27 protein-coding genes are annotated in these 26039 nt (G+C 33.5%); 10 read left to right on the top strand and 17 right to left on the bottom strand.

Going from position 1 to position 26039, the window contains the following annotated elements; all coding sequences use genetic code 11:
• Positions 1 to 10 precede the first annotated feature (10 nt).
• The 12 genes from hisD to CLV90_RS10795 form a co-directional block, all read right to left on the bottom strand.
• Positions 11 to 1294, bottom strand: coding sequence for a histidinol dehydrogenase (gene hisD / locus CLV90_RS10850; protein ID WP_133687501.1), 1284 nt, complete (start codon positions 1292 to 1294; stop codon positions 11 to 13).
• Between the two features lie 96 nt (positions 1295 to 1390).
• A complete protein-coding gene (hisG, locus tag CLV90_RS10845) occupies positions 1391 to 2248 on the bottom strand; it encodes an ATP phosphoribosyltransferase (protein ID WP_133687500.1) in 858 nt (285 codons plus the stop codon).
• A 234-nt stretch (positions 2249 to 2482) separates the two neighbouring features.
• Positions 2483 to 3298, bottom strand: a complete 816-nt coding sequence (locus CLV90_RS10840; RefSeq protein WP_133687499.1) for a prohibitin family protein — start codon at positions 3296 to 3298, stop codon at positions 2483 to 2485.
• Positions 3299 to 3308: 10 nt separating this feature from the next.
• Positions 3309 to 5336: a VWA domain-containing protein gene (locus CLV90_RS10835; protein WP_133687498.1), complete on the bottom strand. Its 2028-nt coding sequence runs from the start codon at positions 5334 to 5336 to the stop codon at positions 3309 to 3311.
• A gap of 66 nt (positions 5337 to 5402) precedes the next feature.
• Complete coding sequence (gene fabG, locus CLV90_RS10830; protein ID WP_133687497.1) at positions 5403 to 6152, bottom strand: 3-oxoacyl-[acyl-carrier-protein] reductase; 750 nt, start codon at positions 6150 to 6152, stop codon at positions 5403 to 5405.
• A 106-nt stretch (positions 6153 to 6258) separates the two neighbouring features.
• Positions 6259 to 7131, bottom strand: a complete 873-nt coding sequence (gene sucD / locus CLV90_RS10825) for a succinate--CoA ligase subunit alpha (protein WP_133687496.1) — start codon at positions 7129 to 7131, stop codon at positions 6259 to 6261.
• Between the two features lie 71 nt (positions 7132 to 7202).
• Positions 7203 to 8138, bottom strand: a complete 936-nt coding sequence (locus CLV90_RS10820) for a UDP-3-O-(3-hydroxymyristoyl)glucosamine N-acyltransferase (protein WP_133687495.1) — start codon at positions 8136 to 8138, stop codon at positions 7203 to 7205.
• Between the two features lie 43 nt (positions 8139 to 8181).
• Positions 8182 to 8748, bottom strand: a complete 567-nt coding sequence (efp, locus tag CLV90_RS10815) for an elongation factor P (protein WP_133687494.1) — start codon at positions 8746 to 8748, stop codon at positions 8182 to 8184.
• Between the two features lie 96 nt (positions 8749 to 8844).
• Positions 8845 to 9630, bottom strand: a complete 786-nt coding sequence (gene lpxA, locus CLV90_RS10810) for an acyl-ACP--UDP-N-acetylglucosamine O-acyltransferase (protein ID WP_133687493.1) — start codon at positions 9628 to 9630, stop codon at positions 8845 to 8847.
• A 1-nt stretch (position 9631) separates the two neighbouring features.
• Positions 9632 to 11032, bottom strand: coding sequence for a bifunctional UDP-3-O-[3-hydroxymyristoyl] N-acetylglucosamine deacetylase/3-hydroxyacyl-ACP dehydratase (locus CLV90_RS10805; protein ID WP_133687492.1), 1401 nt, complete (start codon positions 11030 to 11032; stop codon positions 9632 to 9634).
• A 2-nt stretch (positions 11033 to 11034) separates the two neighbouring features.
• A complete protein-coding gene (gene lpxD / locus CLV90_RS10800; protein ID WP_133687491.1) occupies positions 11035 to 12051 on the bottom strand; it encodes a UDP-3-O-(3-hydroxymyristoyl)glucosamine N-acyltransferase in 1017 nt (338 codons plus the stop codon).
• 23 nt (positions 12052 to 12074) lie between these two features.
• Positions 12075 to 13304 carry an HD domain-containing protein gene (locus tag CLV90_RS10795; RefSeq protein WP_133687490.1) on the bottom strand — a complete coding sequence of 410 codons (1230 nt, stop codon included), beginning with the start codon at positions 13302 to 13304 and terminating at the stop codon, positions 12075 to 12077.
• Between the two features lie 86 nt (positions 13305 to 13390).
• On the opposite strand from CLV90_RS10795, the gene porX reads away from it, so the two are divergent.
• From porX to CLV90_RS10770, 6 genes are all read left to right on the top strand, one after another.
• On the top strand, positions 13391 to 14935 hold the full coding sequence (gene porX, locus CLV90_RS10790; RefSeq protein ID WP_133687489.1) for a T9SS response regulator signal transducer PorX: 1545 nt from the start codon (positions 13391 to 13393) through the stop codon (positions 14933 to 14935).
• A gap of 9 nt (positions 14936 to 14944) precedes the next feature.
• Complete coding sequence (tsaE, locus tag CLV90_RS10785) at positions 14945 to 15355, top strand: tRNA (adenosine(37)-N6)-threonylcarbamoyltransferase complex ATPase subunit type 1 TsaE (RefSeq protein ID WP_133687488.1); 411 nt, start codon at positions 14945 to 14947, stop codon at positions 15353 to 15355.
• A gap of 228 nt (positions 15356 to 15583) precedes the next feature.
• On the top strand, positions 15584 to 15715 hold the full coding sequence (locus tag CLV90_RS19545) for a hypothetical protein (RefSeq protein ID WP_279586550.1): 132 nt from the start codon (positions 15584 to 15586) through the stop codon (positions 15713 to 15715).
• Between the two features lie 103 nt (positions 15716 to 15818).
• Positions 15819 to 16481 (top strand): hypothetical protein, encoded by a 663-nt coding sequence (locus CLV90_RS10780; RefSeq protein WP_133687487.1) that lies wholly within the window; start codon positions 15819 to 15821, stop codon positions 16479 to 16481.
• Between the two features lie 96 nt (positions 16482 to 16577).
• Complete coding sequence (locus CLV90_RS10775) at positions 16578 to 17777, top strand: alanine dehydrogenase (protein ID WP_133687486.1); 1200 nt, start codon at positions 16578 to 16580, stop codon at positions 17775 to 17777.
• 73 nt (positions 17778 to 17850) lie between these two features.
• Positions 17851 to 18240, top strand: a complete 390-nt coding sequence (locus CLV90_RS10770; RefSeq protein ID WP_133687485.1) for a DUF4258 domain-containing protein — start codon at positions 17851 to 17853, stop codon at positions 18238 to 18240.
• Between the two features lie 4 nt (positions 18241 to 18244).
• Here the strand turns inward: CLV90_RS10770 and CLV90_RS10765 are convergent, their stop codons facing one another.
• The gene (locus CLV90_RS10765; RefSeq protein WP_133687484.1) at positions 18245 to 19411 is read right to left on the bottom strand and encodes a proline dehydrogenase family protein; all 1167 of its coding nucleotides are present in this window, start codon (positions 19409 to 19411) and stop codon (positions 18245 to 18247) included.
• A 111-nt stretch (positions 19412 to 19522) separates the two neighbouring features.
• On the opposite strand from CLV90_RS10765, the gene aroB reads away from it, so the two are divergent.
• Together aroB and CLV90_RS10755 are read left to right on the top strand one after the other, a co-directional pair.
• Positions 19523 to 20584, top strand: a complete 1062-nt coding sequence (gene aroB / locus CLV90_RS10760) for a 3-dehydroquinate synthase (protein ID WP_133687483.1) — start codon at positions 19523 to 19525, stop codon at positions 20582 to 20584.
• 109 nt (positions 20585 to 20693) lie between these two features.
• Positions 20694 to 21023 (top strand): hypothetical protein, encoded by a 330-nt coding sequence (locus CLV90_RS10755; RefSeq protein WP_133687482.1) that lies wholly within the window; start codon positions 20694 to 20696, stop codon positions 21021 to 21023.
• Here the strand turns inward: CLV90_RS10755 and CLV90_RS10750 are convergent.
• The 3 genes from CLV90_RS10750 to CLV90_RS10740 form a co-directional block, all read right to left on the bottom strand.
• Positions 21005 to 21541: a DinB family protein gene (locus CLV90_RS10750; RefSeq protein ID WP_133687481.1), complete on the bottom strand. Its 537-nt coding sequence runs from the start codon at positions 21539 to 21541 to the stop codon at positions 21005 to 21007. The two genes, CLV90_RS10755 and CLV90_RS10750, sit on opposite strands and share 19 nt — an antisense overlap.
• Before the next feature lie 84 nt (positions 21542 to 21625).
• Entirely contained in the window at positions 21626 to 22105 is a 480-nt protein-coding gene (locus CLV90_RS10745) for an Lrp/AsnC family transcriptional regulator (protein ID WP_027066901.1), read from the bottom strand.
• A 116-nt stretch (positions 22106 to 22221) separates the two neighbouring features.
• Positions 22222 to 23328, bottom strand: a complete 1107-nt coding sequence (locus tag CLV90_RS10740; RefSeq protein WP_243835371.1) for a M14 family metallopeptidase — start codon at positions 23326 to 23328, stop codon at positions 22222 to 22224.
• Positions 23329 to 23583: 255 nt separating this feature from the next.
• Here CLV90_RS10740 and CLV90_RS10735 point away from each other — a divergent pair, with 255 nt between their 5' ends.
• Entirely contained in the window at positions 23584 to 23943 is a 360-nt protein-coding gene (locus CLV90_RS10735; RefSeq protein WP_133687480.1) for a helix-turn-helix transcriptional regulator, read from the top strand.
• Between the two features lie 67 nt (positions 23944 to 24010).
• Positions 24011 to 24394: a hypothetical protein gene (locus CLV90_RS10730; protein ID WP_243835370.1), complete on the top strand. Its 384-nt coding sequence runs from the start codon at positions 24011 to 24013 to the stop codon at positions 24392 to 24394.
• 596 nt (positions 24395 to 24990) lie between these two features.
• On the opposite strand, the gene CLV90_RS10720 is transcribed toward CLV90_RS10730, so the two are convergent.
• A complete protein-coding gene (locus tag CLV90_RS10720) occupies positions 24991 to 25947 on the bottom strand; it encodes a sterol desaturase family protein (RefSeq protein ID WP_133687479.1) in 957 nt (318 codons plus the stop codon).
• Between the last annotated feature and the right edge of the window lie 92 nt (positions 25948 to 26039).

Raw genomic sequence — 26039 nt, 5'->3', positions numbered from 1 at the left:
CTAAATGACATTATTTTAAACTATGTAATCTTAAAGTAACTGCATTTTTATGAGCTTCTAATCCTTCAGCCTCCGCCATCAGTTCAATTGCATTACCAATGGTTTGAATACCCTCTTTTGTTATTTTCTGAAAAGTCATGCTTTTCATAAAACTATCCAAATTTACACCGCTATATTGCTTAGCATATCCATTTGTTGGCAAGGTATGATTGGTACCAGAAGCATAATCACCAGCACTTTCTGGAGTGTAATTACCTATAAAAACAGAACCAGCATTCAGCGTATTATCAATATAGAAATCTTCATTTTCTACACAAACAATGTAGTGCTCTGGTCCGTATTCATTTATTAAATCAATAGCATCTTGATCATTATTAACGTAAATCAATTTACTATTTGCAATTGCTTGTCTGGCGATTTCTTTACGCGGTAAATCTTCTAATTGCAGAGCTACTTCCTTCTCTACCGCATCAATCATTTCTTTAGATGTAGAAACCAAAATCACCTGACTGTCAACACCGTGTTCTGCCTGACTCAATAAATCTGAAGCGACAAAAGCAGCATTCGCAGAATCATCAGCTACCACCAATAATTCTGAAGGACCCGCAGGCATATCTATTGCAACTCCGTGTTTTGTTGCAATTTGCTTTGCTACGGTTACATATTGATTTCCTGGTCCGAAAACTTTATACACCTGTGGTATGGTTTCTGTTCCAAAAGTCATTCCGGCAATCGCTTGAATTCCCCCTACTTTTATAATTTTGGTTACTCCGCATAAATCTGCCGTATATAAAATAGCAGGATTCAGCTTTCCTGCCTTATCCGGAGGAGAGCATAAAACAATTTCATTACAACCTGCAATAGTTGCTGGTACCGCTAACATTAAGATAGTAGAAAACAAAGGAGCCGTTCCGCCAGGAATATAAAGTCCCACTTTCTGAATAGGTCTTTTTTCTTGCCAACAAGAAACTCCCGCTGTGGTTTCCACTTCAACCCTACCCGTTTTCTGAGCAGTATGAAATACTTCTATATTCGATTTCGCTAATTGAATAGCAGCTTTTAGATCTTCTGAAACCAATGCTTTGGCTTCTTTAATTTCATCTTCTGAAACCAAAAGATTCTCTAAGTTCACCTTGTCAAATTGCTCGGTATACTTTTTTAAGATTCGATCACCGCCAAGCTTTACTTCCTCAAAAATAGTGTTGACCAATCCTTCAATATCGGCAACAGTTTGGGTCGGACGCATAAGAACGTCTTTCCAATCTTGCCTTTTGGGATTATATATTTTATTCATTTCTTTAACTAGCTAATAGCCCTAAGCTTTTGGCTTCTGGCAAAACATTAAAAATTAGAATAGCTAATAGCAAAAGGCTATAAGCTAAAAACCTAATTACAATACCATTTTCTCAATTGGGCAAACAAGAATACCTTCTGCTCCGGCTTTCTTTAACTCGTCGATTACCTCCCAAAATTTGTCTTTGTTGATAACAGTGTGTACCGAGCTCCAACCTTCATCTGCCAAAGGTAAAACTGTCGGACTCCTCATTCCTGGCAAAAGCTTTAGAATACCGTCTAATTTGTCATTAGGTGCATTCAATAAAACATATTTAGAACCTCTAGCTCTTAAAACCGACTGAATTCTAAACTGTAACTTTTCTAGAAGTTCTTTTCTCGCTTCATTTATTTTGGGAGACACTGCTAAAACCGCCTCACTTGTCAACATTACTTCAACCTCTTTTAAGTTGTTTTTAAATAAGGTACTGCCACTCGAAACAATATCGCAAATAGCATCTGCCAACCCAATATTCGGTGCAATTTCAACAGAACCACTAATGATGTGTAAATCGGCTTTCACGCCTTTTTCTTTTAAGTAGTTCAATACAGTATTCGGGTATGAAGTTGCAATACGCTTACCCTCAAAATCTTTAACCGAATTATACTTCACCGACTTAGGAACCGCTAAAGAAACTTTACATTTTGAAAAGCCTAGTTTCTCTGCAATGATAATATCTTCACCTTTCTCTACTAATACATTTTCGCCGATAATAGCTATATCAACCACTCCGTCTCTTAGATACTGAGGAATATCTCCGTTTCTTAAATAAAAAACTTCAATAGGGAAGTTTCTTGAAGAAGCTTTTAACTGGTCTTTACCATTATCAATGGAAATTCCGCAGTCTTTTAAAATTTGTAGGGATTCCTCATTAAGTCTTCCCGATTTCTGAATAGCAATTCTAATTTTAGTCATTTTCTTTTTTTAATGCTTGGCAATCAAAAGAGATTTAAATACAAAACCCGTTTGATTGCTCAAACGGGTTTTTAAATATGTTGTACTACTACAATACATTCCTACCTCGCCTGAGCGTGAATATGGAAATGATGATGTGTAGTTCTGTTTTTCATAATACTGTAAAAGTAAAAGGTATTTTCCATTTCACAAAACAAAAGTTTAAAATGAAACAAAAATAATCATCTACGTGTTTTAGTTATTACCTAAAATTAAAGGTAACCCAGAATCTCCGCCGCCAACTACAATTACTTTAGAGTTAGGCGATTCAGACAATTTCAATGTAGCATCGATACCTTTATCTTGAAGAATTTTATCTGTTAAAGAAGCACTTAAAATTCTGTTCGCATCTGCCTTACCTTGTGCTTCGATAGTTACTTTTTCAGCTTCTTTCTTAGCGGTAACTAGTCTAAATTCATATTCTAAGGACTCTTGCTCTTGCTTTAACTTTCTCTCGATAGCATCTTTAATTGTAGGTGGCAAGGTAACATCTCTTACTAAAATCTCGTTCAATTGAATATATTGACCAGAAACTATTTTTTGAGTCTCATCGAATATTTCTTGCTGAATAGCATCTCTTTTACTTGAATACAATTGCTCTGGCGTATAACGACCAACTACTGAACGTGCAGCAGAACGTATGGTTGGTAAAAGAACTCTAGAAATATAATCTTCACCTTTTTCTTGATGTAACTTTCCTAAATCATTTCTAATTGGCTCAAACCAAGCAGAAGCCTCCAATTTAATATCAAGACCATTACTAGAAAGTACATTCATTTTTTCAAGAACCTCTTGTTGACGTACTTCATAAACAGTAACCCTGTTCCAAGGTGCTACTAAATGAAACCCTTCACCCATAGGTGGCTCATCGGTTACAACACCACCACCAAAAGTTTTGTACAAAACACCTGCTTGACCAGAGTCTATTGTAACTGTTGATTTTGAAATTGCAATAATTATTACAATAAAAATAAATATTGCGGGTAACGCAATCTTAGGTAACTTATCCATTAATGTCTATTTAAATTAATCCGTTATATTTTCTTATAAACCATTCTGCTGCAAAGGCAAAAACTATAATTGCCAAAAGCATTCTGAAATCAATCAAAGATACGATATTTTCAGTGCTTTTCTCGGTAGGTACATAAGCATCATTTTCTTTCAAATCTGCTAGTAATTCTTCTATTTGAGAAGGATAAAATAATTTTCCGCCGGAGTTTACAGCTAACTTTTCTAACTTTACATTATTGCTTGATACAAACTGATTTTCCATATCAAACTCAGAAATTGTAAATTTTCCGGTCTCTTTTTTTGACTCATTTTCTACGGAAACCACAAATTCATATGACCCAGCGATTAAATTAGATAGGTCTGCTTCGAAATATCCATTTTTTAAAACCATTGGGTTCGTTTGAACCTTTTTAGTTTCTGTATTCGTTACCTTAATTTTCACTTTTGCATTTGAATCAAATAAAAACGCTTCATCAAAATACGTCGCCGTTATAACGGTTTTACTACTACCCTCGTACATCTTTTCATAATCAACGTTTAGTCTAGATTTGTTCTTTGTGCTAGTTAGATATCTAATAAAATTACCAATAAACTCATCGAAATTGACGAATTCATTTGTATTCCTATAAGTCTGCACTCTCCATTTCCAAAGGTTCTCCCCCATTAATAGTGCACTTTTCTGAGAATTTTTCTCCATTACCGACAACAATGGTTGCTGAATATTCAGCCCTTTTATCTGAGTACCCAATAAAGATTCGTAAGGCGAAGTAATAAGAATTGGACCAGCATCACTAACTAATGGCGGAAAATCTGTCAAATCAAATTTAGAAATATCGTATTTTGTAAAAGCATTATTCAACAAACCGAATACTTCCTGCTGCGGATAACCATTCTCTATTTCAAAAGGGACATCGGCTTTGTTTAAAAATGAATAATCTGTTTGTGTGCCGGTGATGATAAAGGTGTTTGCATTTTTACTTCTGGCATATTTAAAAGAGTTCTGAAATCTAGCTGTAGGCTGATAAAATATAAATAAATCAATATCCTCTAAAATACTATTTGCAACATTAGATTTTAGAATTGAAACTTTTCGCTGCTCATTACTTTCAATAGCCTTTTTAAGCGCCCCTAAGTCCGGATGCAGAATATCTGAAATTATAGCAATCTTAGTTTTCTCATCGATGACCTCAATGCTTGTAGTTCTTCTATTATTCTTAATAATTCGTTCTTCTGGCAACTGAGAAACTTCAACGACCAGATTTTTTATTCCCACGGTATTCGCCTCTACCTCAATAGAAATAGGTTTATAATTGTTCTGAGAAGTTAATTTCACATTCTCTTTATGAACAACTTTCGAATTCATTTTTATAGAAACAGTTTCCGATATAGCACTATTACCCTGATATGAAACAAAGGTTTCTAACGGAAATTTATTCTTTAAAAAAGCGTATTTGTTGGTTTGAATAGTCCCCACCGAAATGTCCTTATATTTGGTAGTATCGCCTAAAACTACCGTGTAGATACTATTATTTTGGTTGGATTTAAAATAGCTATAATCTTGCCCAATGGTTTGATTTCCATCAGACAATAGAATAGTAACTGTCTGTTCGCGTGCATACACATCTTTTAACGCAGATAGCGATTTATAGATATTGGTGTTTTTCTCTTGAAAAGAAAGACTATCAAAAATTTCTAAATCAGTCCCGAAACTGTAATCGGTAACTTTAAATCTATCCGTAATATCTTCTGATGACTTTATTTCAGACAGTATTTCATTTAATTGCGCTGCGCTCTCTTCAATAGATGTAGAATTATCAGCCAATATTACCAAATTAGGCTTCTCTAAGGTGTACGATTTTTGAGAGAACTGCGGATTGATCAGCAAAAGCAACAATCCGAAAATACCTGTAAAACGCAAAAAGGCTAAAAGCCAATGAATTTTGCTTTTAGCCTTCTGCTTATATATGTATTGAAAAACAACGATACCCAATGCTACAATAGCAGCAAGAATAATATACAATACCGTTATGCTTTCCATGTATAAACTAAAGTTGTTCTTAAAAGGGAAATAAAAAATAGCGTTCCTCCCGAGTTTGTTTTTGACTTAGGTTAACATACCACCATCAACATTCAATACTTGACCAGTAACATATCCAGACAAATCTGATGCAAAGAAAAGACAAGCATTTGCAATATCTTCAGTAGAACCACCACGTTTTAGAGGAATACCATCTCTCCAACCTTGAACAGTTTTCTCATCAAGCTTATCTGTCATTTCTGTTTCAATAAAACCTGGTGCAATTGCATTACATCTAATATTTCTAGATCCTAATTCTAAAGCTACAGATTTAGTAAAACCAATCATACCCGCCTTAGATGCAGCATAGTTTGTCTGTCCGGCATTACCCTTAACACCTACAACACTACTCATGTTAATTATTGAACCACTACGTTGCTTTAACAAAGTACGTTGTACAGCTTTTGTCATGTTAAATACAGACTTTAAGTTGATATCAATTACAGTATCAAAATCAGCCTCAGACATACGCATCAACAGATTATCTTTAGTAATACCTGCGTTATTAATCAAAACATCGATTCTACCACCAAAATCTTCTAAAACTTTTGCAACCAATTCTTCAGCTTCTTGAAAATTAGCAGCATTACTTTTGTAAGCTTTAGCATTTACACCTTTTGCTTTCAATTCTTTTTCTAATTCAAGAGCTGGCGCCTCGCTAGAGCTATATGTAAATGCAACATTTGCACCGTGATCAGCAAAAACTTGGGCTATACCCATACCAATACCCCTACTTGCTCCTGTAATAATTACATTTTTATCTTCTAATAATTTCATAAGTCCGTTATTTTAAACCGATGTTTACCAAATATACCTTTTGTTTAATTTATAGGCTAAAAAAAATCCCGCTATAAACGGGATTTTATATGAAAAATATGAGTTCTTAACCCATTACTTCTTTTACTTTCAAACCAATTTCTGCTGGAGAATCTACAACGTGAATACCACAATCTCTCATGATTTGTTTTTTAGCTTGCGCAGTATCATCGCTACCACCTACAATTGCACCAGCATGACCCATAGTACGACCAGCAGGAGCAGTTTCACCTGCGATAAAACCAACAACTGGTTTTTTGCTACCACTAGCTTTGTACCATTGTGCAGCATCAGCTTCTAATTGTCCGCCAATTTCACCAATCATAACCACACACTTAGTATCTGGATCATTGATTAAAAGTTCAACAGCTTCTTTAGTTGTAGTTCCAATAATTGGATCACCACCAATACCGATTGCAGTTGTAATACCTAAACCTTGACGTACTACTTGATCAGCAGCTTCATAAGTTAATGTACCTGATTTAGATACAATACCAACATTACCTTCTTTGAAAACAAAACCTGGCATAATACCAACTTTAGCCTCACCTGGAGTAATAACACCAGGACAGTTAGGGCCGATTAAACGACAATCTTTATTCTTAATATAGTTGGCAACCTTAACCATATCGGCAACAGGAATACCTTCTGTAATTGTAATAATAACTTTAATACCTGCTTCGGCAGCTTCCATAATGGCATCTGCAGCAAAAGCTGGTGGAACAAATATGATAGTAGTATCTGCACCTACTTTCTCAACAGCTTCAGAAACCGTGTTGAATACAGGTTTTCCTAAATGTTCTTGTCCTCCTTTACCCGGAGTAACACCACCTACGATATTAGTACCGTACTCAATCATCTGTCCGGCATGGAAAGTACCTTCACTACCAGTGAAACCTTGTACGATTATTTTTGAATCCTTATTTACTAATACGCTCATACTACTGTAGTTTTATTTTTTGATTGGAACAAAAATATAAGTTGTTAATGACTTTTATAGCATGTACACCCTTATTTCTTATCCATTTTTTTAATTATTTCTGGAATCTTCTTGATATAGGCTAATTGTTTCAACTTTTCACGTGATTCTTCGATAGGAGTACCAAAATAACTCTTACCACCTTTCACTGATTTTGTAACTCCGGTTTGCCCCATTATTACCGCTTTTGCACCAATTGTTATTCCGCTATTGGTTCCTACTTGTCCCCAAATCGTAACTTCATCTTCTATAATAACACAACCAGCAATACCGGTTTGTGAAGCAATTAAACACTTCTCACCAATTACGGTATCATGACCTACATGAACTTGGTTATCTAGTTTGGTACCAAAACCTATTGTAGTGTCACCGGTTACACCTCTATCGATTGTACAAAGAGCTCCGATATCTACATTATCTTTCAAAACAACTCTTCCGCCAGATATTAGCTTATCGAAACCTTCAGGACGTTTTTTATAATAAAATGCATCAGCACCTAAAACACTACCTGCATGTATAGTAACATTATTACCTACTACACAATTATCATAAATGGTAACGTTTGAGTGTATAAGGCAATTGTTACCTATCTCAACATTATTACCTATAAAGCAATTGGGTTGAATAACGGTATCTTTCCCGATTTTCGCTGTAGCAGCAATTGTCTGGCTATTTGGCACAAACGGCTGAAAGAATGTAGTTAATTTATTAAAATCTCTAAAGGGATCATCTGAAATTAACAATGCTTTGCCTTCAGGGCAGTCTACCTTTTTATTTATTAAGATAACACTAGCCTTAGACTCTAAAGCTTTATCATAGTACTTTGGATGATCTACAAAAACAATATCACCGTTTACTACAACATGAATTTCATTCATGCCTAGAACAGGATAATCATCTTGACCAACATATTCGCACGATAATATATCAGCAATCTGTTTTAATGAAAAAGTAGTTGGAAATTTCAATTGACTGTCTTATGTCTCTAATTAGTGAATTATAAAGAAAGTACTACTCCTTAACACGTTCCATATAAGAACCTGTAGCAGTATCAACTTTAATTTTATCACCTTCGTTAATAAATAATGGCACATTTACCTCTGCCCCTGTTTCTACTGTTGCTGGCTTTGTTGCATTCGTAGCAGTATTACCTTTTACACCAGGTTCGGTATAAGTTATCTCTAAAACTACACTTGCGGGCATATCAACAGATAACGGCATGCTATCTTCGGTATTGAATAAAATGGTAACAATCTCACCTTCTTTCAATAAGCCAGGAGCATCTAAAGAACTCTCTTGAAGCGTTATTTGGTTATAATCATCAGTATTCATAAAGTGATATGTTTCACCTTCTGGATACAAGTATTGATAAGAACGTGTTTCTACACGAACATCATCAATTTTATGACCAGCTGAAAACGTGTTGTCCAATACTTTACCATTTGTGACACTTCTTAATTTAGTACGCACAAATGCAGGACCTTTACCCGGTTTTACGTGTAAAAATTCAATAATCTTATAGATATCGTTATTATATCTTATGCATAGTCCTTTTCTTATATCTGATGTAGAAGCCATTATTTTATTTTCGTTATTCGTTATTTCCTACTAGTTACTGATTGTTTTTTTTTTTAAATAATTAATATTAAAATCTAATTATTTAATACCTCAAATTTAGTTATTACTGAAATACCCTTTCATAATTCCGCGTTGTGAATCACGAATAAATTGTAATATTTCATCACGCTCTGGCGTTGCTTCCATTTCTGCTTCAATAATTTGAACTGCTTGCGTGTTGTTATAGTTCTTTTGATATAGAATTCTGTAGATATTCTGAATTTCTCTAATTTTATCAGATACAAATCCTCTTCTTCTTAATCCCACAGAATTGATTCCAACATAAGATAAAGGCTCTCTTGCTGCTTTTACATAAGGAGGAACATCTTTTCTTACCAAAGATCCTCCCGTTACAAAAGCATGTTGACCAACCGACACAAATTGATGTACAGCTACCAACCCAGCCAATATTACATTGTCGCCAATAGTAACATGACCTGCCAAGGTAGAGTTATTTGAGAAAATACAATTATCTCCTACTAAGCAATCATGAGCCACGTGGCAATATGCCATTATTAGACAATTTTTACCGATGACTGTTTTCATACGGTCAGAGGTACCTTTGTGTATGGTAGCACATTCTCTAATAGTAGTGTTATCACCGATTTCAACGGTAGTCTCTTCACCATCGTATTTTAAATCTTGTGGAGAAGCAGATATTACTGCACCAGGAAAAATATTACAATTTTTACCAATGCGAGCACCTTCCATTATGGTCACATTAGACCCAATCCAAGTACCATCACCAATGATAACATTATTATGGATAGTTGTGAAAGGTTCAACTACTACGTTTTTAGCAATTTTAGCTCCTGGATGTATATAGGCTAAAGGTTGATTCATTCTATGTTCTTTTAACTATTTGCGCCATTAATTCAGCTTCACTTACCAATTTGTCATTTGCATATGCATAAGCTTGCATATGACAAATACCTCTTCTAATCGGTGTAATTAAACTACAGTGAAATATTAATGTATCGCCTGGCAATACTTGCCTTTTAAATTTCACTTTATCTATTTTCATAAATAAAGTCAAATAATTTTCTGGATCCGGTACCGTACTTAAAACTAAAATACCACCTGTTTGCGCCATCGCCTCTACTTGAAGTACACCCGGCATTACTGGTGCTCCAGGAAAATGCCCAACGAAGAAAGGTTCGTTCATGGTAACATTTTTCATACCCACTACATGCTCTTCCGACAGCTCGATTATACGATCTATCAATAAAAATGGAGGTCTATGCGGTAACATATCCATAATCTTATGGATATCCATTAAAGGAGGTAAACTTAAGTCGTACTTCGGAACTTTATTTCGTTTTTCTAATTTGATAATTTGTGAAAGCTTCTTCGCAAATTGATTGTTTACGTAATGACCAGGCTTGTTTGCAATTACCTTACCACGTATACGTGTACCAATTAAAGCTAAATCACCAATAACATCTAATAATTTATGTCTTGCTGCTTCGTTAGGCTGGTGTAATGTTAGGTTATCTAAAATACCGTTTGCCTTAACAGAAAGCTTCTTCTTATCAAAAGCCTTCTCTAATTTCGTCATGGTAGCTTGAGAAATTTCCTTATCTACATAAACAATAGCATTGTTTAGATCACCACCTTTTATTAGTCCGTTTTCCAAAAGCATTTCTAACTCGTGTAGAAAACTAAAGGTACGGGCATTTGAAATTTCAGATTTAAAATCAGAAAGTTTTTCTAATGTAGCGTTTTGGGTTCCTAAAACTTTAGTTCCAAAATCAACCATTGTCATCAATTGATATTCGTCTGATGGTATAATAGTTATTTCACTACCTGTCTCTTCATCCTTAAAAGAAATTACATCTTTAACAATGTACTCTTCACGTTCAGCTTCTTGCTCAACGATACCGGCATTCTCTAAAACTTCTACAAAGAATTTAGAAGAACCATCCATAATAGGTGGCTCTGCAGCGTTCAACTCAATTAGTACATTATCTATTTCAAGACCCACCAAAGCTGCCAAAACATGCTCTGAAGTTTGAATTTTAACACCATTCTTCTCCAAATTGGTGCCTCTTTGTGTGTTTATAACTAGGTTAGCATCGGCTGGTATAATTGGTTCCCCTTCTAAATCTACCCTTTTAAATGCATAACCGTGGTTTTCATCTGCAGGTAAAAATTTAATGGTAACATTGCTTCCAGTATGCAAGCCAACTCCCGTTAGGCTTACTTCTTTACTAATTGTTCTTTGTTTGTTGTTTGTTGTACTCATCGTCAATCTTTCTTTTCTAAGGTGTCGATTCTACTTATTATTCTCGGTAAATTCTTAAAATGAACATATGATTTGTTGTAATCACCATAATTTAATGCTGGTGACCCTTGCAGCACTTCATTATCCTTGACATTTCTCCCTATACCTGATTGTGCCTGAATTTTTACATTGTCACCAATAACGATATGACCAACTATACCTACTTGCCCACCAATCATACAATGCTTTCCTATTTTTGTAGAACCCGCTATACCGGTTTGGGCAGCAATAACCGTATGCTCGCCAATTTCAACGTTATGTGCAATCTGTATTTGATTGTCTAGCTTCACTCCTTTTCTTAAAATCGTAGAACCTAAAGTAGCCCTGTCAATTGTAGTACCAGCACCTATATCAACATTATCTTCTAAAATAACATTCCCGGTTTGAGGCACTTTTACAAACTCACCATCTTCATTTGGCGCGAAACCAAATCCGTCAGCACCTAACACTGCACCACTATTAACAACACAATTGTTACCGATAATGGTTTCTGAATACACCTTGGCTCCTGCAAAAAGTATTACGTTATTACCAATTTTTACATTATCACCAATGTAAACATTGGGGTATACTTTAACATTATCCCCCAAGGTTACGTTATTTCCTAAATACGCAAAAGCACCAATATAGACATCGGCACCATAGGTTGCAGTATCCGACTTAAAAATCGGTTCTTCAATACCTATCTTATTGTTTTTGACCTGGTTATAGTATTCTAGTAATTTAGAAAACGATTTATACGCATCTTCAACCTTAATTAAAGTGGTAAATAAATCTTGTTCTGGAACAAAACTCTTATTGACTATCGTAACCGATGCCTTTGTCTTGTAAATGAATGAAGTATATTTCGGATTAGCTAAAAAAGTAAGGGAACCTTCTTCGCCTTCCTCGATTTTAGCAAGTTTATGTACGGCTATTTCTGGATTTCCATGCACTTCTCCTTCTAAGATACCTGCAATCTGACCTGCTGTAAATTTCATGAGCGTAAAAGTAAGAAAAATTGTTAAACACCTTCTTTTGGATAACAGATATAATATTTGGTCACCGTTTTAGAAAGCGCGTTTAAATTTAAGTGATCAGATAATTTGGCAACATCGGTAATTTTTCCGTTTTTTCTTAAAATGTTGATTGTCTGATGCTGCCTATCATACGCCTTATTCATAAGTTCGCCTTTAAACACAAAATATGACGCATCTTCATCTGTAAGATGATACTGTATTTTTACTTTATTTAATTGTATTAAGAATTTACTATCAGTTATAGGTTCTTTTTTAACCTTAATATGTAACAATTTTCTATTGATAATCATCTCGCAAAGAGAAGCCAGCACGAAGTCATCTGAAAATTGCCATTCTTTTAAGGCAGAGAGAATATCAACATCATCTAATTTGGCAAACTTCGCCAAAGTGTCTATATTAAAATTATTAATATCGATATGATGGGTTAAAAAAAACTGCAAGGCACTACTACAATTTAAGGTCTCGCCTTTTTCAATTAAAAATCTAGCTCTCTTTAAAATATTAATCAGTAAGCGCTCGGCAACAACTGCTGTTTTGTGTAGATATACTTGCCAATACATAAAACGACGCGCCATTAAAAACTTTTCTACCGAATAAATTCCTTTTTCTTCAATAACCAAATTGCCATCAACGACATTTAACATGGTAATTAATCGTTCAGCATTGGTATTACCTTCAGCGACACCTGTATAAAAACTATCACGCTTTAAATAGTCAAGCCTATCCATGTCTAATTGACTAGAAACCAATTGATTTAGAAATTTTTTCGAATGATTACCGATAAAAATAGAAATAGCCTCCGTTAAACTTCCGTTAAATCGCTCATTCAAATCTCGCATAAATTGAAGCGAAATAAATTCATGACTTACCCCTTCTACAATACTATGTTCCATAGCGTGAGAAAAAGGTCCGTGTCCAATATCATGTAAAAGAATAGCACACAAAAGTCCTTCTTCCTCGGTTTCAGTTATCTCAACTCCCTTAAAACGAAGTACTTGAATTGATTTCTGCATTAAATACATACAGCCTAGTGCATGATGAAATCTGGTATGGTGTGCCCCAGGATACACTAAATAGGACAATCCCATTTGAGATATTCTGCGAAGCCTTTGAAAGTAGGGATCTGCAATGAGGTCAAAAATGAGCGTGTTGGGAATTCTAATAAATCCGTAAATTGGATCATTAAAGATTTTCAATTTGTTTGATGTCTTCAAGATAACGTCGTCTTTTCTGAAATTAACATTTCAAAGTTATACAAAAGCATTAGCATAGAATTTGATTATCGTCAAATAATAATTCAATGAACAAAATAAAAATATTGTGGGTAGATGATGAAATTGATCTACTTAAGCCCCATATCATCTTTTTAGAAGCAAAAAATTATGAAGTTATTACCTGCTTAAGTGGGCAAGAAGCTTTAGAAGAATTATCTAAAACTAGGGTAGATATTGTTTTTTTAGACGAAAATATGCCTGGTATTTCTGGTTTAGAAACCTTATCTGAAATTAAGGTTATTGACAGCTCTTTACCTGTTGTAATGATTACCAAGAGTGAAGAAGAGTTTATAATGGAAGAGGCTATTGGTTCTAAAATCGCCGATTATCTTATAAAACCTGTGAATCCGAATCAGATTCTACTATCCTTAAAAAAGAATTTAGACCACTCAAGATTAGTTTCAGAAAAGACCACTAGCAACTACCAGCAAGAATTTAGAAAGATAGCCATGGATCTTTCAATGGTCAACTCGTATCAAGAATGGGCAGATTTATATAAGAAACTAATTTATTGGGAATTGCAGTTAGAGGAAATTGAGGACAGCGGAATGTTTGAAATTTTAGAATCTCAAAAAACGGAAGCAAATCAACAATTCGGAAAGTTTGTAGAACGTAATTATGAAGGTTGGTTCACAGACTCAGATGCGCCAATAATGTCTCACACGATATTTAAAGAGTGGATTGCACCCGAAATCAAAGATTCAAAAACCTTGTTGATAGTAGTAGATAACTTACGCTACGATCAATGGTATGCTTTTGAAGAAACGGTCAACTCTTTTTATAAAAAGAAGAAAGAAGACTCATACTATAGCATATTGCCAACTGCTACACAATATGCACGTAATGCGATATTCTCTGGTTTGACTCCCCTAGACATGGAGAAAAAATATCCTGAATGGTGGAAAAATGATACCGATGAAGGTGGTAAAAATTTGTTTGAAGACAAATTTTTAGATGCACAGTTAAAAAGGCTAGGCTTAGATTTAAAATGGGAATATCATAAAATAAGTAGCCTTAAGCAAGGCAAAAATTTAAGTCAGAATTTTAAATCGCAAAAAGATAACGACTTAACGGTAATCGTATACAATTTTGTAGATATGCTTTCACATGCTAAGACAGAAATGGAAGTAATTAAAGAACTAGCTTCAAATGATAAATCTTACCGATCATTGACTACGAGTTGGTTTAAGAATTCACCGATGTTAGAAATCATACAGCAAGCACAGACCTTGGGAATGAAATTAATCATTACGACCGACCACGGAACCATTAATGTAAAATCGCCCTCTAAGGTTGTTGGCGACAGAGATACAAGTTCCAATCTTCGTTATAAAACCGGTAGAAGTCTAACGTATGAAAAAAATGAAGTACTTGCTGCAAAGGCTCCAAAATCTATTTACCTACCAAGTATAAATATGAGTAGTTCTTATATTTTTGCAAAAAATGATTTATTCTTTGCCTACCCAAATAATTATAACCACTACGTAAGCTATTATAGAAACACCTACCAACATGGGGGAGTTTCATTAGAAGAAATGATCATACCTTTTGTAGTTTTGGAACCTAAATAGAATTATAATATGGAATTCATTTATACTGAAAGTGAATTAAACAGCATTGCGAAACAGATTATTAAATCAGCAAGCAGCAAGATGTTGGCATTTTATGCCCCCATGGGAGCAGGAAAAACAACATTAATAAAAGCACTCATAAAGGAGTTAGGTAGTAGTGATAATGTTAGTAGCCCTACGTTTGGATTGGTCAATGAATATGCACTAGAATCAGGAGAGTTGCTTGGGTATCATTTTGACTTTTATCGTTTGAATAGTGAAGAAGAAGCCATGGATATGGGTTTAGATGATTACTTAGCTTCAAAAGGATGGATATTTATGGAATGGCCGGAAAAGATTCCAAACCTTATACCTAATGATGTTCAGAACATTAAAATTGAAATTATTGATGAACGAACAAGAAAATTAACGCTTTCGTAATTAAGGAAATTGCTATCAAGGTTGCTTTTTGAATTGTTAACTAAAAATCATATATCGTTCAGACCACTTCTTTATTGCATTTTTTCGATGAAAAACCAACAATTCGATAAAAAGTATAAAAAATCAGATTAAGTATGTAATTTTAACGACAAAAGGTAATTTAATTGTATATTTTTTCTTACGTTTGTAGGAGAGCTAAATATTTAGTATAACCAAAACCCCTTGAACATGAAAAACAAAAAAACATTATTAGCATCAATCGCATTAGGTGTATTCCTTTTAGCAATGACTGCACCGATTATTGATATTGATAATCAGCAATTAAATATTGAAAAGAAAAAGATTACTAAGAGAATATAATTCGAAATTATTCTTCAAAATTAAAGAGCAATTTTATTGCTCTTTTTTTTTATATAATATTTAAGTCATTACTTCGTTAGCATATAGTAATATTATAATGCAAATGATAAAGAAAGTCAAAAAAAAGAAAGCTAAAAAGAAGATTTTTTTAGAAACTTTACTAGTCTTTTTTATAGCGATTTCTCCTTTCTTATATAAAGGCTATGAATATTTACCCTATAATTCCAATGGAGATTTAACTTTTTTTGGTTTTATATTAGGAGGTAACGGTTTTTCAGACGCCAAAACCTACGTATGGTTTTTAACAACTAAAGTTGTTCCTCTTTATTTAATGATTTTTTGGTTTCTTACTTCTCGAGACTGGTGGTATCATATTATTATCATACCAATTGCAATGTATGCTTTTCAATTATTTGAAGTTTTATATGATTCTGATGATGTCGTAGATACTGATAACATTTGGTGGTTGATACCTATTTGCATGATAACCATTCCTTTCGTATATATTATCCGGATTAAATTGTATGATAAGCACGTACATGGCATTGATTTAGAAGCAATCGAAGCTGAATTAGAAGAACTTAAAAATAAAGGGTACGATAATAAAGATAATTTTGATTCGGAAGGTAAAATTATAAATGCACAACATGATGAAATCCCAACCATATCTGAAGATATAAATGAAAAATTATCTACAGGAAATTTAGAGAGTTTTCTCAAGAGTTTTCAAGACCGTTTACAAAATTGGCTACATTTTAAAACCTAGGTCTCTTAATAATAAAATTTTGTTCAAAAATTCATTTCTCGAAAAATTGTACATTTGAGTTTCAAGTCAATGATTTGAATAAAGAGCAATTAAGTTATGAGCCAACCCACTTCCCCTTTTAGTAAATACCAATTAATTCCGCAAGAGGAAACCCTCGAGGTTTTGCGTCAAAAAGGTGAATTATACATTGGTATACCTAAAGAAAACCAATACCAAGAAAAAAGAATATGCCTTACACCAGATGCCGTAAATGCAATTACAGCTAACGGGCATCGTGTATTAATAGAGTCTGGCGCTGGTGAAGGTGCTCATTATACTGATGCTGATTATGTTACTGCTGGCGGAGAAATTACTCGTGACACCAAGAAAGTTTTTGCGTGTCCGCTAATTTTAAAAGTAGAGCCTCCTACCCTAACAGAAATAGAATATATAAATCCGCAGACAACTATTATATCTGCCCTTCAGATTAAGACACAATACAAAGAATATTTTGAAGAATTAGCTAGAAAACGAATTACCGCTATTGCATTTGAATACATTCGTGATGAAGAAGGTAAATATCCAGCAGTACGTTCATTAAGTGAAATTGCCGGTATTTCTTCAGTTTTAATTGCTGCTGAATTGATGGCAGCAAATAATAATGGGAACGGCTTAATGTTTGGCAACATCAGCGGTGTGCCACCTGTAGAAGTGGTTATAATTGGCGCAGGTACCGTTGGTGAATTTGCTGCGCGATCTGCTATAGGCATCGGTGCAAACGTCAAAGTTTTTGACAACTCAATTACAAAACTTAGAAATATACAGACTAATTTAAAACAAACGGTCTACACTTCTACCATTCAACCAAAAAATCTTTTAAAAGCACTAAAAAGATGCGATGTGGCTATTGGGGCAACTAGAGGAAAAGATAGATCTCCCGTTGTTGTATCTAGCACAATGGTTGAACATATGAAGAAAGGTGCAGTTATTATTGATGTAAGTATTGATACAGGTGGTTGTTTTGAAACCAGCGAAATAACAACCCACAATAAACCTACTAAAGAAAAGTATGGTGTTATTCATTACGGTGTACCTAACATTCCGTCAAGATATCCAAAAACAGCATCTGTAAGTATTAGCAATATTTTTACACCCTATTTATTAAAAATTGGTGAGGACGGCGGATTGGAAAATTCACTTCGATTTGACAAAGGCTTACGAAACGGACTTTACATGTATCACGGTATTTTAACCAACAAATCTGTTGGTGAATGGTTCGATCTACAATACAGTGATATTAATTTCCTGATTTTTTAGAATACTCAAGGCAATCGTTTTCCTATCCATTTTAAAAGGCATAATTTCGCGGTATTATTGATTACTTAGAATTATGAATGTAGATTTTCTTAAAAGGTTAGGGTTTTTCTTGGTAGGCTTGTCTATAGGCATTGTATTTCTTACTTTTTTTATGAAAAAGAAATCTCAAGAAACCGGAGTATATTTTTGCTACTTACCTGATTGTAGAACATTAAAAGACATTAGATCTAAATCTATGTATTATAGTGATGAGGCAAAACAAAAGCTTCAAGAATTTGAGTTAGATTCCATTGGCATTCGTTATATTTTAACCGAAGGAGATGTTGATTTTAGTAAAAGTGATACAAAATCTGTTCCTTGTAGAACCTATGTTGTTGAATCAGAGTACAAGGAACGAGATTATAGATTTACCGTTAAAAACTGCAAAGAAAAGGCTTCTATTGAAAAAGTAGAGTTACAATAAGTTCCTAAATTTTTCTGCGTTTTCTTTCTGCTTTTAATAATGAAAGCTCTCTGCTTGTTTGTCCAGCTACCGATGTATTTTCATCAGCCCTTCTTATTAAATAAGGCATCACATCACGTACTGGTCCAAATGGCAAGTATTTGGCAACATTATATCCGTTTGCCGCTAAATTATACGATATGTGATCACTCATACCATATAACTGTCCGAACCAAACATGCTCATTATTTTTATCGATACCTTTTTTCTCCATCATTTCCATTAAACGATAACAACTGTCTTCGTTATGTGTTCCAGAAAAAATAGATAGCGTATCAAGATTATCGATCATATACTCAATAGTAGCATTGAAATTTTCATCAGTCTCAGCTTTTGTTTTACAAATGGGTGAAGTATACCCTTTTTCTTTGGCGCGGTCATTTTCCTTTTCCATATAAGCACCACGAACAACTTTCATACCGACTAAAAATCCGTCTCTAGCAGCACGTTCTTGTAATGATTTTAGGTATGGCAATCGGTCCCATCTATAGGTTTGTAGCGTATTAAATACAATTCTTTTTTTCTTATTGTATTTACGCATCATGTCTTCAGCTAAATTATCGGCTGCATCTTGCATCCAACTTTCTTCCCCATCAATAAGCAAGGAAACTTCGAGGTCATGTGCCTTTTTACAAACTTTATCAAATCTGTTAACAACACGTTGCCATTCTGCTTCTTCATCTTTAGTAAGCTGTTTCTTTTCTCCAATTTTTTGGTACAATGCAAATCTTCCAAAACCTGTTGGCTTAAAAACAGCAAATGGTATAGCTTCTTTTTCTTTTACGAAATCTAAAATTGTTAGAATTATTTCTGTCGCCGAATCAAAAGGATCTTCTTCTTCTTTACCTTCTACAGAATAATCTAAAACAGAACATACTCCCTTTCCCCACATACGTTCAACCACGGGCAAACAATCGCGTTCATTTATTCCACCACAAAAATGATCAAAAACCGTGGCTCTAATTAATCCTTCAACAGGCAAATGAGCCTTAAAAGCAAAATTGGTAATGACCGAACCCATTTTCACTAAAGGTTCATTTGATATCATTTTAAAAAGAAAATAAGCTCTTTCTAATTCTGAATCAGATTTTAAAGCAAATGCCGTTGCGGTATTTTCAAAAATTGGTTCCATTTTCTATTATTTCTATAATGCTCAAATATAATCACAGAATTTATAATCCTAAGACTTAAAATAACCTTTATTTTGCGCTTAAATAGTCATTAATACAAAGCTATATTTTCAATGGATTCTATAATTTCAGATTCTTACGCAGTATATTTCAACGAAAATGCTTTTCAGGCATTGAACGAACACTTAACAAAAAAAAAGTATTCTATAATATTTATTTTAGTAGATGAGAATACACACGAGTTATGTTTGCCTAATTTTATGGCAGAAATTAACGGCGATTATCAGTTTGAAATTATTGAAATAGAATCGGGTGAAATCAACAAAAACATAGAAACATGTGTTGGCGTTTGGGAAGCTCTATCTGAATTAGGAGCCGACCGTAAAAGTATTTTAATAAATTTAGGTGGTGGAGTATTAACTGACATGGGTGGCTTTATAGCCTCTACATTTAAGAGGGGGATAGATTTTATAAATGTACCCACTACCCTATTATCTATGGTAGATGCCTCGGTTGGTGGCAAAACAGGCATTGATTTAGGAGCTTTAAAAAATCAAATTGGGGTTATCAATCAACCAGTTATGGTACTTGTTGAGCCCGATTTTCTAGACACCTTAGAAGAACGACAAATTAGAAGCGGATTTGCAGAAATGCTGAAACACGGTCTTATTCAAGATACCTCTTACTGGAACGCATTGAAGAATACCACTAGTTTAGAAGATATGAAAAGTCATATTCTTACTTCTATCCAAATTAAGAACAAAGTAGTACTTCAAGACCCTACAGAGCAAAGCATACGTAAGATTTTAAATTACGGACACACACTTGGTCATGCCATAGAATCTTATTTTCTTGAGAACGAAACAAAAGAAATGTTATTACATGGAGAGTCAATTGCCATAGGAATGATTCTAGAAGGATATCTCTCTAATAAATTATTAGAACTGTCAAATGAATCTTTAGCCGATATAAAAACTACTTTTTTAAATAGATATGATAAAGTAGAATTTTCAAATGAGGATATTGAGAATATTTTGAAGCTTATGAAGTACGACAAGAAAAACTCTCATGGTAAGGTGAATTTTGTTCTATTGAAATCTATTGGTGAACCCGTATTCGATATTGAAATTCCTGTAGAATTATTTGCTGAAGCATTCGCTTACTACAAAGTTTAAAAACTTCACATACGCAAAATAGCACTTTCACAACTCTACAAACTCATATGTGAGTATAATTACTAGTTTAGTTATAGTTAAAACACAAACTGCTATAAATAAATTAGTTATGACAAGACGACTTATTGATTACCGTAAATTAGATCACCATTTAGCAGCACTATTAATAGAAACCTACCCTTATGGTTATGGCGATGAAGATATCATTTGTTTTAAAAATATTAAGGGCGATTACGTCGAAGCTGTAGAAATTAGAACCGACGACACTTTATATTTAGTTAAAATAAGCAAAAGCCTTTCTAACTTCATTGCAAACTTTGAAGTGAATTTAGAAAAAGAACTAGAATCTAAAACACCAGAAGAGATTATGCAATCTGAAGATTTGACGAAAGCACTTTACCTAAACTTTGAAACAAAAACTCAAGACGAGCTAGAATAATTGAAATAGCGTTCTTCTAATATATTTTCATGATGTTTTTGGTGACCACTTATCACCAGGCCTAGTGCAGCTACAGACCAAGGAATACCGCTAGCGGTACCAATCCTTTTTAAATGGTCATTTTGTATAGTTTCGAACAAACTAATCGATGCTTCACGAACAGAAAGATATTCTTTTAATATATCTTCCTTTGTACGCCTATTGGCATTACTTTCTGGAACAATTTGATTGTGATCAAAACCTGGCAACGGTGTTTTGTCATTTCTAGAAATTCTAAAGGCTCGATATTGAAATACGCGTTCCGTATCAATTAAGTGAACCAAAACTTCAGCTACCGTCCATTTACCGTCACCATAACTATACAAAAATTGTTCATCGGTTAAACTATGAACCAAATCTTCAAAACTTTTTCTACCTTTTAAAAGCGCAGACATTACATCTTCATGGTCATCAAGCGTTTTCAGATAAGTACCATAAAAAAATTGCAATTCGTCTTTTTGTAAGTCTTTAACTCTCATTTAAAAAATTTAAGTATTGAAAATTAAAAAGCCCAATTACAATAGATAACTGGGCAATTTTGGAGTTAGTTGAATAACTCTTATTTATAACTCATTAAAAATAGTATGCATTAAACGCTTCTTATCATTAAAACTTTCTTCTAATGAAATCATTGTTTCAGTTCTACTTATACCATCAATATCATCAATTTTAAAGATAATATTTTTAGCATGTGTAGTATCCTTAGCTCTTATTTTACAGAAAATATTAAATTTACCTGTAGTTATGTGTGCGATAGTAACGTTCGGAATTTGATTTAAACGCTCAAGCACAAATTTAGTTTGGTGTGTTTTTTCAAGAAAAATACCAACATAAGCAATGAAAGCATAACCAAGCTTTACGTAATCTAAGGTAAGTGATGAACCCTTAATTATTCCTGCTTCTTCCATTTTTTTAACTCTGACATGAACTGTACCAGCTGAGATAAGAAGTTTTTTTGCAATATCAGTAAAAGGAGTTCTGGTGTTGTCAATCAACATATCCAGAATTTGGTGGTCTATTTCGTCTAATTTGACTTTGCCCATAGTTGTAAAATTTTTGCCAAAAATAAAAAATTATCGCATTAAATTCATTGAAACTTGATTTTATTTAATGAAAACGTAAACAATATTACATATTTAAAGAAATAAGACAAAAAATATCACGATAACAGCTTCAGTAAATCATTTTCTTTTAGCCATAACATATCATTTGCATCATTGCAATTCAATGTTTTATGTCCAAAAAACTCCTTAGGTTCTTTTTCGAATATATGTAATTCTGGTTTAAACTTTACCTTACCTAAAATAAGTAACTCTTTAAACTGAATAGGAATAATTTTACTTTTAGTTAAATGATTGCTTTTATAATCGATATTTTCTACGATGATATCTACAAATTGTTTTCCATTTTCAGGTATAGATAAGTACTGATCGACCGTGAATTCATCTATTCTATCATTGGCTATAGTTTTAATACCTTTTAAAATCGCTTTAAAAATGAATTTTCTTGTTATATCTCTCTCATAGTCATTCTCATAATGACCCGCTTCAAATAATATGGTTGGGGTATTCTTCATTTGAAATGCATCACCAACACAGTTATCATTGAATCCATCATCATACCTTCCTATTTGACCAGGAATCTCTTTTTGAAGCTTACTGTTCATCGCGGCAATCAACTTCATACTCATCTTTCGAGATGGCGAGTTATTGCGTTCATGATCAAAAGCAGGTGCCAAAAATGAAACTGTTGCAGGCTTGATCGTCTCACCTACATTAAAGATAGTGCGCTGATCATGTAAGTTGAAACAAAAGTGAGGTTCAAATTTGTCATACACTTTTTTTAAGATGCGACTTTCTGGTTGAGATAAATTTTGAGCATCTCTATTAAGATCAATTTTATTGGCATTTACTCTTGTGTAATCACGAGCCCCATCCGGATTCAAAATCGGGATAATCTTTATAGTACATTCTTTAACAAGTTTTAAAACATCAGTACTTTCTTGATTAAAATAACTTAGCAAATCGACTACAGCTTTAGTAGTCGTTGATTCATTACCATGCATTTGAGACCACATTAGAATCTTCTTTGGTCCGTCACCAAATGTGATGCTTTTTATCGATTCTTTTCTTACAGATTCTCCTTCTATTTTAATTACAAATCTACCAGGCAACGAAGACAAAAATTCACTGATATGATCATAGGTAATGTATCGCCCTGAAACTGTAGTTACACTAATTTTATTATAGTCCAAATCTTTCATCATCACTAAACTTTAATGGATTGTAAAAATACTACAGCCTTTGTTTACAATTGTAAACTTAACAATCTATTAAATACCTTAGGTTCGCTTTTAAAAATTTACAATTTTAACCTATTATTTAAAATTCAAATTAAAATATTGTAAATCAGTACTTTATAATAGTCTATATAAATATATAATCTAAAAAAATTTCAGCATAACCATTGTGTAAAATACAATTGTAGATAAAATTTTATAGAATTTATTAACTTTGTAAACATGTTAGATTCTATATCTTTTGTTTCAAGATTAAAGAAAATTTTAGCGCACAACGAATTATCAGCTGCAGCGTTAGCAGACCTAATTGCTGTACAACGATCTAGTATTTCACATTTATTAAGCGGTAGAAACAAACCAAGCTTAGAGTTTATTATGAAAATCGATGAAGCATTTTCCGAGGTAGATATACAATGGCTGTTATACGGAAAAGGCACCTTTCCTAAAACTGAAAACACGAACTTTCGCCCTAAAGAAGTTATTAAGAAGGAAAGTGAAAATATGGAGAGTAGAAAAAAACTGGAACGAATAGTAATGTTCTATACCGATGGTACATTTAAAACATACACTGAGTTTAAGTAACGCTACACTTCAAATTTTTCTTTTCTTTTTTAAGGCCACTTCACTCCTATTTTCATTATTTTGCAACATGATGAAAAAAATTTCTTTAACCGTTATGCTTTGTGTTATTCTTGGTTCATGCTACCAACCTGAACGTGATTGCGAAAAATATAAAACAGGATCTTTTAAGTTCACTTATGAGATTGGCGATACCCTAAAAGAGGGCAAATTCATTAGAACTAAAGATTACAGTGTAGATTATTACGAAAATAAAATCGATAGCGCGACTGTTCGATGGTTTAATGACTGCGAATTCGTTCTACAAGACATACGCAGTAAAACTGCTATTCACTACAAAATAATAAGTACAACAGATTCTTCATATACTTTTCAATATAAAAGTGCCGTAAAAGACCCCAATAAGCAACTAATAGTTAAAACTGGAACCGCCATAAAATTAACTAACCCATAAACCAACCATACTTGAAATTTTCTCTCGAGATAGTTAGATAGCCCTATAGATTTAACGTTCTTAGAAATCGTTTTAGGTATTGAAAACATTATTTTAATATCTATAGCTAGAGGTAAACCTGAGCCTTCACAAAGAAATACACGAAATAGTAGAACACAAAGGTCATCAAGAGTGGGAAGCAAAAAAAGCAAAATCCGACTCGTTAATTAACACTGTGCTTCAAATAATAGTTATAAATATAGTTTTCTGGTTTGATGTTATTTAACCGCTACGGCAATGAATAATGGTATATCGCCAAACACAAACAATGAACTTGTTCTAGCGGCAGTTGCAGCGCTTATCTCTGTCATTATTATGATGCTTTTCACCAACTCTGTCACAGAGTATGCAAATAGGCACATAGCATATAGAGAATTAGATTCATTTATTAGCTAATAACACAAGGAGAACAGAGAAAAGAGAGAATAGAAAAGAACAAATATTACAAAGCGAAAACCAAATAGTCCGCATAAAGCAATTACTTCATGCTGACTATTTGGTTTTAAAATATTGTTAGAATACTAATTAAGCTGTCGATTTAAGCCCATTTTAAACCATTAATTCGGTCTATCAAAGGTAACACTAGGATTAGCTTGCTTTTGTTCTTCAAATAATCGTTGTTGCTGTTTTACTGTCATTGTACTACCATCATGACTCCATCCTGGAGGTCCGAAAATATACATCAGCTTATCACTTATTTTTTTAGACTTCTTAGTATCTGCCCAAATATCTTTAAACTCATGAGTAAGAATTACTATAGGGTTGTTAGAATTTGGAGCATGAATAACACCAAATTTTACATCAATATTTTCATCATATTCTTTCCAAGTACCAAAAATCTTATCAAAGAAATTTAAAAATCCGCCATGATTCTTATCTAAATACTCTACATTCTGCGCGTGATGCACTTGATGCATTGTATGAGTATTGAATATTTTCTCGATGAAACCCATTTTTGGAACATACTGAGAGTGCAATTGAAACTGCCAGAAAGACTCAATTGCTAAACAAACTACTACCATTTCTACAGGAAAACCAATAATAGGCATCCAAACATAGAAAAAAGGCTTGTAAAGTAAAGTAAACCAACCATTACGGATAGCAGTACCAAGATTAAAATTATCTGAAGAGTGATGTACTATGTGTGCCGCCCAAAGAATACGGATTTCATGATTTGCTCTATGAAACCAGTAGTACGTAAAATCATCTGCTAATTGACAAAGTAACCAAACATACCAAGCATAGCCAAAAGACTTATACCCCATAATATTTGTTCTTACACCATCAACCAAAGGGTTAAATAACTCGTAAGCATACTCAAAAAGAACAACTAATAAAATTACTTTTAATAAAGGACCGATTATGGCAGATCCAATTCCCATAACACTACTAGCTGCAAAATCTTTCCAATCATAAAGATCATCATCTCCATGAGTTTTGCTATAGGTCAATTCTAATAAAATAAAGGCAATAAAGGCTGGTGCGCCATACACCAGGGGGTTAGTGAAATCCATTAATTCAAAATTTTCGTAAAGGTAGTTATAAAAGCAAGTATTCTTCCAATTTGTCTAATCTTAACATTCTATCTTACGATAAGACAACTCAA

It is taken from the genome of Maribacter spongiicola (assembly GCF_004364165.1).
Classification (GTDB): domain Bacteria; phylum Bacteroidota; class Bacteroidia; order Flavobacteriales; family Flavobacteriaceae; genus Maribacter; species Maribacter spongiicola.
This window is presented reverse-complemented; position numbering and strand designations above follow the sequence as displayed.